The sequence below is a fragment of the Nonomuraea sp. NPDC003201 genome (assembly GCF_053590415.1).
The window spans coordinates 1-10,134 of record NZ_JBSFTC010000359.1; the positions used below are offsets into that span (position 1 = coordinate 1).

Here is a 10,134-nt window from a genome sequence, read left to right on the forward strand (position 1 = left end):
GGGGCCGGCGCGCGGCAGGCGGCGCGGCGTCGGTCGGGTGAACTGCGGGGGTCCCCCTCGATGGCGTCCGCCCGATGGCGGCGGCCACCCGCGGCGGCGCGGCCGGGGGTGCGGTGGCGGGTGGGTCTCAAGGGGCCCGCCGGGGGGCTGTGTCACGGGGTGCGAGGGGTGTGGGGCGGGGGGTGATGGTGATACGTGATGTACGTCTCACTGGCACCGCGAGTAGAACCAAATTCCGGAGAAACCGGGTAAACCACAGCTATGATCGCCCGCAATAAGGGCGATATTTCAGGAGAAATCGTGGACAGTGCCCCGGAGGGGGTGGACCCTAACGTCCCCAACGTCGCGCGGATGTACGACTACTTCCTCGACGGCAAGGACAACTTCGCGGCCGACCGGGCAGCCGCCGAGCAGATCCTGCAGACGTTCCCCAACACCAAGGAGGGCGCCCGCGCGAACAGGGCGTTCCTGCGCCGCGCCGTGCGGCACCTGGTCGATTCGGGGGTGCGGCAGATCGTCGACCTCGGCGCGGGCCTGCCGACCCAGGGGAACACGCACGAGATCGCCCCTGAGGCGCGGGTCGTCTACGTGGACAACGACCCCGTGGTCTGCGTGCACGGCAGGGCGCTGCTGGCCAGGACCGAGGACGTGCACTTCCTGCAGGCGGACGTACGCGAGACCGGCACGCTGCTGCACAAGCTGGACGACGTGATCGACTTCGACCGGCCGGTGGCGTTCCTGATGCTGGCGATCCTGCACTTCATCCCGGACTACGTCGCGTACGACATGGTGGCCAAGCTGCGGGCGGCGAGCGCGCCCGGGAGCCGGCTGGTGATCAGCCATGCCATCGACACCACGCCGGACACCACGCCGCAGGCCATCGAGATCTACCGGCGGGCCACGGCCGCCCTGAGCCTGCGGACGGGTGAGGAGATCCTGCGCTTCTTCGAGGGGTACGAGCTGGAGGAGCCCGGGCTGACGTACCCGAACGGCTGGAGGCCCGACGACCCGGACGCGCCCGGCAACGGGATCACGTTCGGGTACGTCGGGGTCGCCCGCAAGCCCTGAGACCCCTGGGAGGGGTCAGTTCTGCTTCATCTCCTCGGCGAGCTCGGCCCTGATGGCGTCCATGTCGAGCGCCCGCACCTGCCTGATCAGGTCCTCCAGTGCGGGCGCCGGGATGGCGCCGGCCTGGGCGAAGACCACGATGCCGTCGCGGATGGCCATGAGCGTCGGGATCGAGGTGATGTCGAAGCCCTGGGCGAGCCCCTGCTCGGCGTCGGTGTCGATCTTGCCGAACGTGATGTCCTCGTGCAGGCCCGAGGCCTGCTCGAAGATCGGACCGAACTTCTTGCACGGCGGGCACCACTCCGCCCAGAAGTCGAGCAGCACGATCCCCTTGTCGGCGATGTCGTTGAAGTTCTGCTCTGTTACTTCGATGGTCGCCACAAGTGGCTCCTCGTCCCTCGCTGAAAACTGTCCATCGTTATGAACCCCTACCCTCCCACCGGCATTCCAGTGTCCATGCCGGCGCGGTCGGCCGGAGAAGGTTGGGGCGGGGCAGGACCGCGCGCCTGACGTCATGCATCGGGGATCGGGCGCCGTCGAAGACGACCTCCCGCGGGGCCGGCTCCCTGATCAGCCGCACCACCTCGCGAGTGCCCGATTGATCGCCGCCGTCGTAGGTCCCGGCGCGCAGCGCGCGCGTCCGGGGTCGATCAACGTGCGCCAATGCGCGCTCACCCTCTCCCAGGGGGGTTCGGAAGATCCATCCTATTTGCGGGTGCCCCGCGCGAGACCTGGGTGGGCGGGCGTTGTGACATTCATCACTCCGGCAGGGTCAGGCCGATGACCAGCGGGTCGTGGCCGGAGGAGCGGAACGCGTCCGGCTGGTGGAGGCCGGGCGGGTTGTACTCCGTGTTGTAGTCGCGGATGCGCGGCTCGTCGGAGTTGACGTGCCAGATCGTCGCGCTCGTCACCCGCTTGAGCAGCTGCCGCCCCGCCACGGCGGGCGAGGCGGAGAGAGCCACCACAACTAGGGCAACAAGGGAGGCTCTGGATAAAGCGCGCATGCCCGGCACTTTAGAGCCTATTTAGAGCGCATATTTCCATATAAAAGCGGATAGAACATTAAAACATCGAACCTTGACACCGTCTCCGGCGGGTATGACCTCTTCATGGACTGGGTCACCTGCGCGCATTCCGCTGCCTGCACCGGAATCGCCAGCCGGACGACCGGCTTCTGCCTCGCACACCTCGCACCCGACGAACTCCCCCAGGCCCTCGACGAGATCTCCCCCGGCCGCCTGCTCGACCTGCGCGGCACCACCGTCAGCGCCGAGTTGCTGTCCCGGGTGCTCGAAGCCGCCGGCGGCAGGCCCGGCAGGGCCCGGCTCGACCGGGTCAGGTTCACCGGCGACGTTCGGCTGTCCGGCGTGACGTTCACGGGCGACGTGTCGCTCGACGGCGCCAGGTTCGAGCGGCTGGCCTCGTTCTTCGGCGCCCGCTTCGAGGGCAACGTGTCGCTGGCCGGCGCCAGGTTCACCCGCGAGCTGTCCTTCCACGGCGTCACCGTGCGCGGGCACGTCTCCCTCGACCGGGCCGTGATGTCCCGCGACGCGCTGTTCAGCCAGGCCGTCTTCGGCCACGGGCTGTCGTGCGAGCGGGCCAGGTTCGACGGGTACGCCACCTTCGACGGGGCCAGGCTGGGCGACGGAGCCGCCTTCAGAGGGGCGCGCTTCGGCCGTACCCTGTCCTTCCGCAAGGTCAGCGGGCACGCCGGGTTCGAGGCCGCGCACTTCGCCGCCGACGCGTACCTCTCGGCCACCGGCAGGCTGTCGGCGGCCAGGGCCCGCGCCGACGGGCTCCTGGACGTGGCGGTGTCCCGGTGCGGCGTCGACCTGCGCGGCGTCGAGGTGGCGGGCACGACGACGCTGCGGCTGACCGACTCCCAGGCCGACCTGGAGGGCGCGGTGCTGCGCGGCCCCGCCACCGTGACCGGCCGGGGCAGGTCCGTGCTGACCTCGCTGCGGCAGGTGAACGCGAGCGACCTGGCGCTGTACGGGCTGGACCTGTCGGCGTGCAGGTTCGCCGGGCTGGCCCATCCGTCGGCGGTGCGGGTCAAGGACTGCACGTTCGCGCTGACGCCGCGCGGCCTGCGGGTGAGTCTGCGCTGGCCGATGCTGCGCTGGTTCTCCCGCCGGCGCGCGCTGGCCGACGAGCACACCATGCGCGGCTGGGAGGTGACGGGCGACCCCGGCGCCACGCCCGACCGGCTGGCCGACCTCTACGCCGGGCTGCAGCCCAGCGACCGCGCCACCTCGGCCGACTTCGCGTTCGCGGCCATGGAGATGCGGCGCCAGGCCGGTCACCGCTGGTGGCTGTCGGTCTCCTGGCTCGTGTGCGGGTACGGCATGCGCATGGGGCGGGCTGCGGGCTGGTTCGCGCTGCTACTGGCGATCACCACGGCCACCGTGATGTGGACGTCCACCTAACACCGCCGAACGCCGGGCGGAGCCGCCGAGCCCGGCCCTGAACCCTTAGGCGTCCAGCTCCTCCACGACGGCGGCGATCGCGCGGAAGTGGCGCGAGCGCCAGCCGCCGCCCATGATGCGGCGGGAGAGCTGCTGCAACTCGTCGTCCGGGTCGAAGCCCTCGTGGTCGAGGAACAGCCTGGTGCCCTTGCCTTCGGGCTCCAGCCGCCAGGTGACCGTCCAGTCGGCCCTCTTGTGGTCACTCCAGCTGATCCTGAGCAGCTTCTCCGGCTCCAGCTCCAGCACCTCGCAGTAGACGATCCCGTCGAAGCCCACCTGCGGCTTGGGCTCCGTGGTGAACGTGAAGCGGTGCCCCACCTCCGGCCTGAAGTCGTTGGGCATGAGCCAGCGGGCGACCAGCTCGGGCTCGGTGAGCGCCCGCCACACCTTCCTCGGGGGATGCGCGATGAACTGGTCGATCCTGATCGCGCGCAGGTCCTCGGCCGCCGTGTCACGGGGCATGGTCGTCGTCCTCCATCTCGTCCAGCAGGGTAGTGAGGTCGGCCAGCTTCTCCCGCCAGAACCGTTCGTACGGGGTGAGCCAGTCGCGGATCTCCATGAGCGGCGCCGCCTCCAGCCGGTAGTGCCGTTCCCGCCCCTTGCGGCTCTCGGCCACCAGCCCGGCGTCCCTGAGCACCTTGAGGTGCTCCGACACGCTGGGCCTGCTCATGTCGAACCGCTCGGCCAGCCGGCCGGCGGGCTGGGCGCCCTCGTCGAGCAGCAGGCGCAGCAACTCCCGCCTGGCCGGGCTGGCCAGCGCGGTGAACACGTGGTCGGCCATCATGCCTGGCTGACCACGAACCCGTTGCCGAACGGGTCCTGGAACAGCAGCTGACGCCCCCACGGCTCGTCGCTCGGCCCCTCGAACGACACGTCGTGCTCGCGCAGCCGCGCGGCCAGGACGTCGAGGTCGGGCGCGGCCACCACCAGGCCGCCGATCGGGGCCATACCGGGGAACCAGGAGGCCAGCAGCAGCGCGGTCCCGGACCCCTTGGGGGCGACGGTGAGCCAGCGGCCCATCGGGAACGGGTTGTCGGTGCGCACCTCGAAGTCGAGGACGCCGGTGTAGAAGGCCAGCGCCCGCTCCTGGTCGGCGACGGGCACGGTGATGGTGAGGATCTGAGATATCGGCATGTCGGACACTATACGTAGGAGTTTTCCTACATATCAACCCGACCCCGGAAATATCGGGGAATTCCCCGATGGGAGACCGAGATCGTCCTCCGTAGACTGGGGTCCATGCGTATCGACGACTACGTGGCGGAGCTCGACAGCGCCCTGGCCGGCCCGCAGGGGGCGAAGCGGGATCTGGTCGTCGAGGCGCGCGACAGCCTGACCGACACCGCCGACGCGCTGGAGGCCGAAGGGCTCGCACGGGCGGAGGCGGAGCGGGTCGCGGTGGCGGAGTTCGGGGAGGTCGCGGAGGTCGCCCCCGGCTACCAGTCCGAGCTGACCGCCGTGGCGGGGCGCCGGCTGGGCTTCCTGCTGTTCATCAGCGTGCCGATCACCGCGCTGATGTGGTCGGTGATCTGGCGCATTTATCCCGGCGACGACCAGGCCTGGCGGCTCGCGCCCGCCTGGTACCGGCCCGCCTCGCGCCTGCTCGACATCCTGCAGCTCTGCGTCGGGCTCTACGGCGGGCTCGCGCTGTTCGCGCTGAGCCGGGGCGCCCGGTGGATCCGCCGGCCGCGGCTGGTGACCAGGTCGCTGGGCGTGCTCGTCTGGGGCATGCTGCCCGTCACCGTGGCGCTGGGCATGCTGCTCACCCTGGGCTCGAACGGGGCGAGCCATCTGGACGTCCTGCCCTCCATGCTGGCCAACGCGGTGACGTCCGCCTGCTGGGGCCTGCAGATCTACGGCGCGACGCGCTGCCTGCGCATCAGCCGGCCGCCCTTCGCGCGCCGCTGACCTCCCCGGCTTCCACGGCGTCCGCGCGGAGCACGCCGCCGATCACGCTGGCGAACTCCTGCCACGCCGAGCGCTCCCCTTCGAGCTGCTTCCTGCCCGAATCCGTCAGCCGGTAGGTACGGCGCTTGCGCCCGCCCACCGTGGCCCACTCGCTGGACAGGTAGCCGATCCGCTCCAGCCTGCGCAGGGCCGGGTAGACGGTGCCCGTCGGCACGTTCAGCGCGCCGCCGCTGCGCTCCAGCAACGCCTCGATGATGGCGTAGCCGTGCAGCGGCTCGCGCTCCAGCACGGAGAGCAGGAGCGCGTCCATGTGCCCGCGCAGCGCGTCCGGATTCATGATTCCGATCCTAGACACCGCACGGGCGACCCGGCATGCTCCGCGCCCCGCCCCTCCGTCCGAAGGACATCGGCCGAAGTGCGGACGTGTGCGCTCATGTAGGCAGTCTACATGTAGGCTCTCTATATGTAGGCAGACACAACAACGGAGTTCGCGATGGATGTACTCGAACTGGCCCGGACACAGTTCGCCGTGACGGGAAGCCTTCACTTCCTGTTCGTCGTGCTCACCCTGGGCCTGGCGCCACTGGTGGCGATCATGAACACGCGCTGGGCGATCTCGGGCAAGCCGCTCCACGAGGCCATGACCCGCTTCTGGGGCCAGATCTACGTCGTCAACTACGCGCTGGGCATCGTGACCGGGCTGGTGATGGAGTTCCAGTTCGGCCTCTCCTGGAGCGGCCTGTCCCACTACGCCGGTGACGTGTTCGGCGCGCCGCTGGCCATGGAGACCCTGGTGGCCTTCTTCCTGGAGTCCACGTTCCTGGGCCTGTGGATCTTCGGCTGGGGGCGGCTGCCGAAATGGGCGCATGTGGCCTGCATCTGGCTCGTGACGCTGACCGCGTACGCGAGCGCCTTCTCCATCATGCTCGCCAACTCGTTCCTGCAGAACCCGGTCGGCTCCGTCGCCCGCGGCGACCGCCTGGAGCTGGTCGACTTCGGCGCCCTGCTCACGAACAAGAGCCTGATCTTCTCCTTCCCGCACGTGATCGGGGCGGGGCTGTTCACGGGGGCCATGGTGCTGGTGGGGGCGAGCGCGTACCAGCTGCGCCGCCGTACCGAGCACGTGGAGTTCTTCACCAGGTCGCTGCGGACCGGCGTGGTCGCGGCGGCGCTCGGGATCTTCGTGACGATCGGCTTCGGGTACGCGCAGTTCGCCGGGGTCCAGGACGGGAAGTTCAGCGGCAACGTGGGCGCGGCGCTCCCGCTCGGGTTGATGATCGAGCTCGGGCAGCTGCTCGCGCTGGTCGTGCTGTTCGTGATGCTGCCGATGGTCGCCGTGCTGCCGCGCTGGCGGTGGACGCATCCGCTGCTCATGCTGATGACGCCACTGCCGTTCGTGCTGGCGATCATGGGCTGGCTGGCGCGGGAGGTCGGCCGGCAGCCGTGGATGATCTGGGAGAAGCTCACCGTGGCCGACGCCATGTCCCCCGGGCTGACCTCGGGCATGGTCACGGCCTCGCTCGTCGGGTTCGCGGGCGTGCTGGGGCTGCTGGCGGTCGTCGACTACGTGCTCATCGCCAGGATCGTCCGGCGCGGGCCGCGCGACGTGGCCCTGGGCGCCGTCCCCGCCGGTGAGACCCGCTCCCCCGCGCTGAGTTACTGAGTGAGGTGCCGACATGGAAGTGATCTGGTTCGTTCTCTTCGCCGTGCTGCTGGCCGGATATTTCGCCCTTGAGGGGTTCGACCTGGGGGTGGGGCTGCTGCTGCCGCTGCTGGGCAGGACCCGCGAGGGCCGCGACCGCATGGTGGCCGCGATGGCGCCGTACGTGCTGGCCAACGAGGTGTGGCTGGTGGCGGTCGCCGGGACGCTGTTCGGCGTCTATCCGCTGCTCGAGGGCGAGGTGCTGTTCAAGCTGTACCCGCTGGTGGTGGCCATGCTGCTGAGCTGGATCCTGCGGGACGCGGGGCTGTGGTTCCGGCGCAGGCTGGACGGGTTCAGGTGGCGGGGGTTCTGGGACGCGATGATCGCGTTCGGGTCTCTGGGGCTGTCGTTCGGGTGGGGAATGACGATCCACGCGGCGGCCACGGGGTTCGCGGGCCCGGTGGTGCACCCGGTGGGGGTGATGCTGGGGGCCGTCGTGACGCTGCTGTTCGCCTTCCACGGGTGGACGTTCCTGGCGTGGCGGACGCCCGGGGTCTTCGGGGCGTCCAGGTCGGGGCGGGCCCTGGTCGTGTCGGGGGTCGTGGCGGCGATGCCGGCGGTGGGCGTGCTCGTGGGCGCGATGCCGTACCTGCTGGCCAACAGCGCGCCGGCGGCCACGTTGAATGTGCTCAGTGTCATGGTGCTGCCGTTCGCACCCATCGTCCTGGGCGCGCAAGTATGGGTGTGGCGCACTTTCCGCCCAGGGAAGGACGCCGTCCTGCTTCCGTCGTTCTTCTGAGGGCTTCTGAGGGCTCGTGCACAAGGATCTCCTACGGCTCATGCGGGCCGAGCGGTCGGTCCGCCGCCACCTGGCCGTGACCATGGTCGCGGCGGTGCTGGCGGGGCTGCTCGTGCTGGTGCAGGCCGAGTTGCTGGCCGGGGTGCTGTCCGGCAGGTTCACCGCCGTCGCCCTGGCGGGGCTGGCGGCGGTGGTGTGCGTGCGGGCGCTGCTGGCCTGGACGCAGGGCGTCTTCGCCGGGCGCACCGCCACCGGCGTGAAGTCGGCGCTGCGCCACCGGCTGCTGGCCCGGCTGCGCGACCTGGGCCCCGGGGGGCTCACACAGCACCGTTCGGGCGAGCTGGTCACGCTCACGGGGCGCGGCCTGGACGGGCTCGACGCGTACCTGACCGGCTACCTGCCGTCGATCGCGGTGGCCGGGGTGGTGCCGCTCGCGGTGCTGGTACGGCTCTTCGCCGCCGACCTGGCGAGCGCGCTCATCGTTCTGATCACGCTGCCCCTGATCCCCGTCTTCGGCGCCCTGGTCGGCATGACCACCAAGGCCGTCACCGAGCGCCAGTTCCTGGCCCTGTCGCGGCTCGGCGGCCACTTCCTCGACGTGGTGCGCGGCCTGCCCACCCTGCGGGCCTTCGGCCGGGCCCGCTACCAGGCGGGCGTCATCCAGCAGGTCGCGGACGCGCACCGGAACGCGACGATGCGGACGTTGCGGGTGGCGTTCCTGTCGTCACTGGTGCTGGAGCTGTGCGCGTCGCTGTCGCTGGCGCTGGTGGCGGTGCCGATCGGGCTGCGGCTGCTCGGAGGGTCGCTGGATCTGACGACGGCGCTGCTGGTGCTGCTGCTGGCGCCGGAGGCGTACCTGCCGCTGCGGGCGATGGGGACGCGCTTCCACGCCTCGATGGAGGGGGTGGCGGCGGCCGACGCGGCCTTCGCCGTGCTGGACGGCGCGGGCGAGCCCGAGCCCGCATATGGGCGGGTTCATCCGGCCGGGCAGGGTGCGCCGGAGATCCGCCTGGAGAACGTGACCGTGCGCTACCCCGGCCGTGACGTCGCGGCCCTGGAGGACGTCTCGCTCACGATCGGCCCGGGGGAACGCGTGGCGCTGGTCGGCGAGAGCGGCGGCGGCAAGAGCACCCTGCTCCATCTCGTCCTCGGGTTCGTCCGGCCGTCGGAGGGCCGGGTGCTCGTCGACGGCACCGACCTTCGCGAGCTCGATCTGGGGAGCTGGCGGGCGCGGCTGGCATTCGTGGCGCAGCGGCCCCACCTGTTCGCCACCTCCGTGGCCGGCAACATCCGGCTCGGAACTCCCGCGGCCTCCCTGGAGGAGGTCCGCAGCGCCGCGGCCGCCGCGCACGCCGACTTCGTGGACGCGTTGCCGCAGGGGTTCGACACGGTGGTGGGCGAGCGCGGCGCCAACCTGTCCGCCGGTCAGCGGCAGCGGATCGCGCTGGCGCGGGCCTTCTGCCGGCCCGCGGCCTCGGTGCTGCTGCTCGACGAGCCCACGGCCCGCCTGGACGGGCGCAGCGAGGCCGCCGTGGTGGCGGCCACCTCGGACCTGGCCCAGGGCCGTACGGCCGTCATCGTCGCGCACCGCCCGGCCATGATCGACCTGGCCGACCGCGTCATCCGGGTGCACGAGGGCCGCGTCGTCTCCGACACCACCCGCATGCACCAACAAGCTGAGCCCGCGACGCGGCGGGGCGAAGGGAGCGGCCGGTGAACCGGCGCATGGGCACGCGGCTCCTCTGGGCCGTGCTGGCGGGCGCGGCGGCGGACCTGGCGGGGCTCGGGCTCATCGCCGCCGCCGCCTGGCTGATCACCAGGGCCGCGCAGCAGCCGGGCCTGGCCGCCCTGAGCGTGGCCATCGTGGCGACCAGGGCGTTCGCCACGAGCAAGGGCGTCTTCCGCTACGCCGAACGCCTCACCGGCCACGACGTCGCGCTCCGCGCCCAGGCGGGCACCCGCGAGCAGCTCTACCGTGCCCTCATCCCGCCCCAGCAGCCCCGGCACGGCGGCGCCGACCTGCTCAGCCGCATGGTCGACGACACCGAGGCCGTACAGGACCTGCTCGTGCGCTGCCTGCTCCCCGCCGCGGCGGCGGCGCTGGCGGGGCTGGCGGCCGTCGTCATCGGGCTGGCCGTCCTGCCGGTGACGGCGCTCGTGCTGGTGGCCGGGCTCGCGCTGGCCGGGGTGGCGCTGCCCGCCTACGCGCACCGTACCGAGGAGTTCCGGGTCTGAGCGCCCCCTTCACCTTT

General features: G+C 71.3%; 13 protein-coding genes. 7 read left to right on the forward strand and 6 right to left on the reverse strand.

Translation table 11 applies throughout. The features are described 5' to 3' along the window. Positions 1-300 precede the first annotated feature (300 nt). Positions 301-1,068, forward strand: coding sequence for an SAM-dependent methyltransferase (locus ACWDX9_RS53780; protein ID WP_449969966.1), 768 nt, complete (start codon positions 301-303; stop codon positions 1,066-1,068). Between the two features lie 15 nt (positions 1,069-1,083). Here the strand turns inward: ACWDX9_RS53780 and ACWDX9_RS53785 are convergent, their stop codons facing one another. Both ACWDX9_RS53785 and ACWDX9_RS53790 read right to left on the reverse strand, forming a co-directional pair. After that, entirely contained in the window at positions 1,084-1,449 is a 366-nt protein-coding gene (locus ACWDX9_RS53785) for a thioredoxin family protein (RefSeq protein WP_192792540.1), read from the reverse strand. A 377-nt stretch (positions 1,450-1,826) separates the two neighbouring features. Next, positions 1,827-2,030, reverse strand: coding sequence for a hypothetical protein (locus ACWDX9_RS53790; protein ID WP_449969968.1), 204 nt, complete (start codon positions 2,028-2,030; stop codon positions 1,827-1,829). Between the two features lie 147 nt (positions 2,031-2,177). On the opposite strand from ACWDX9_RS53790, the gene ACWDX9_RS53795 reads away from it, so the two are divergent. Continuing rightward, positions 2,178-3,494 (forward strand): pentapeptide repeat-containing protein, encoded by a 1,317-nt coding sequence (locus ACWDX9_RS53795; RefSeq protein WP_449969970.1) that lies wholly within the window; start codon positions 2,178-2,180, stop codon positions 3,492-3,494. A 45-nt stretch (positions 3,495-3,539) separates the two neighbouring features. Here ACWDX9_RS53795 and ACWDX9_RS53800 read toward each other — a convergent pair whose 3' ends face one another. The 3 genes from ACWDX9_RS53800 to ACWDX9_RS53810 are packed head-to-tail and all read right to left on the reverse strand — an operon-like array spanning position 3,540 to position 4,667. Then, complete coding sequence (locus ACWDX9_RS53800) at positions 3,540-3,995, reverse strand: SRPBCC family protein (RefSeq protein ID WP_449969973.1); 456 nt, start codon at positions 3,993-3,995, stop codon at positions 3,540-3,542. Then, positions 3,985-4,317: an ArsR/SmtB family transcription factor gene (locus ACWDX9_RS53805; protein ID WP_449969975.1), complete on the reverse strand. Its 333-nt coding sequence runs from the start codon at positions 4,315-4,317 to the stop codon at positions 3,985-3,987. Before ACWDX9_RS53805 ends, ACWDX9_RS53800 begins: the two co-directional genes overlap by 11 nt. Continuing rightward, the gene (locus ACWDX9_RS53810; RefSeq protein WP_449969978.1) at positions 4,314-4,667 is read right to left on the reverse strand and encodes a VOC family protein; all 354 of its coding nucleotides are present in this window, start codon (positions 4,665-4,667) and stop codon (positions 4,314-4,316) included. Before ACWDX9_RS53810 ends, ACWDX9_RS53805 begins: the two co-directional genes overlap by 4 nt. 105 nt (positions 4,668-4,772) lie before the next feature. Here ACWDX9_RS53810 and ACWDX9_RS53815 point away from each other — a divergent pair, with 105 nt between their 5' ends. Beyond that, positions 4,773-5,441, forward strand: coding sequence for a permease prefix domain 1-containing protein (locus tag ACWDX9_RS53815; RefSeq protein WP_449969980.1), 669 nt, complete (start codon positions 4,773-4,775; stop codon positions 5,439-5,441). Here the strand turns inward: ACWDX9_RS53815 and ACWDX9_RS53820 are convergent. Further along, a complete protein-coding gene (locus tag ACWDX9_RS53820) occupies positions 5,413-5,778 on the reverse strand; it encodes a PadR family transcriptional regulator (RefSeq protein ID WP_350726786.1) in 366 nt (121 codons plus the stop codon). The two genes, ACWDX9_RS53815 and ACWDX9_RS53820, sit on opposite strands and share 29 nt — an antisense overlap. A 156-nt stretch (positions 5,779-5,934) precedes the next feature. Here ACWDX9_RS53820 and ACWDX9_RS53825 point away from each other — a divergent pair, with 156 nt between their 5' ends. From ACWDX9_RS53825 to ACWDX9_RS53840, 4 genes are read left to right on the forward strand one after another with little or no spacing between them, the layout of a single operon-like run. After that, positions 5,935-7,104, forward strand: coding sequence for a cytochrome ubiquinol oxidase subunit I (locus ACWDX9_RS53825; protein ID WP_449969982.1), 1,170 nt, complete (start codon positions 5,935-5,937; stop codon positions 7,102-7,104). A gap of 13 nt (positions 7,105-7,117) precedes the next feature. Continuing rightward, positions 7,118-7,882, forward strand: coding sequence for a cytochrome d ubiquinol oxidase subunit II (locus ACWDX9_RS53830; protein ID WP_449969984.1), 765 nt, complete (start codon positions 7,118-7,120; stop codon positions 7,880-7,882). Positions 7,883-7,898: 16 nt separating this feature from the next. Beyond that, a complete protein-coding gene (gene cydD, locus ACWDX9_RS53835) occupies positions 7,899-9,599 on the forward strand; it encodes a thiol reductant ABC exporter subunit CydD (protein ID WP_449969987.1) in 1,701 nt (566 codons plus the stop codon). Further along, positions 9,596-10,117, forward strand: coding sequence for a hypothetical protein (locus ACWDX9_RS53840; protein ID WP_449969990.1), 522 nt, complete (start codon positions 9,596-9,598; stop codon positions 10,115-10,117). Before cydD ends, ACWDX9_RS53840 begins: the two co-directional genes overlap by 4 nt. Positions 10,118-10,134: the final 17 nt, after the last annotated feature.

Excerpts from the sequence above, each read along its gene's own strand:
- ACWDX9_RS53800 (WP_449969973.1), bottom strand. The coding sequence starts at position 3,995 with ATGCCCCGTGACACGGCGGCCGAGGACCTGCGCGCGATCAGGATCGAC.
- ACWDX9_RS53795 (WP_449969970.1), top strand. The coding sequence starts at position 2,178 with ATGGACTGGGTCACCTGCGCGCATTCCGCTGCCTGCACCGGAATCGCC.
- ACWDX9_RS53815 (WP_449969980.1), top strand. The coding sequence starts at position 4,773 with ATGCGTATCGACGACTACGTGGCGGAGCTCGACAGCGCCCTGGCCGGC.
- ACWDX9_RS53830 (WP_449969984.1), top strand. The coding sequence starts at position 7,118 with ATGGAAGTGATCTGGTTCGTTCTCTTCGCCGTGCTGCTGGCCGGATAT.
- ACWDX9_RS53805 (WP_449969975.1), bottom strand. The coding sequence starts at position 4,317 with ATGATGGCCGACCACGTGTTCACCGCGCTGGCCAGCCCGGCCAGGCGG.
- ACWDX9_RS53810 (WP_449969978.1), bottom strand. The coding sequence starts at position 4,667 with ATGCCGATATCTCAGATCCTCACCATCACCGTGCCCGTCGCCGACCAG.
- ACWDX9_RS53825 (WP_449969982.1), top strand. The coding sequence starts at position 5,935 with ATGGATGTACTCGAACTGGCCCGGACACAGTTCGCCGTGACGGGAAGC.
- ACWDX9_RS53820 (WP_350726786.1), bottom strand. The coding sequence starts at position 5,778 with ATGAATCCGGACGCGCTGCGCGGGCACATGGACGCGCTCCTGCTCTCC.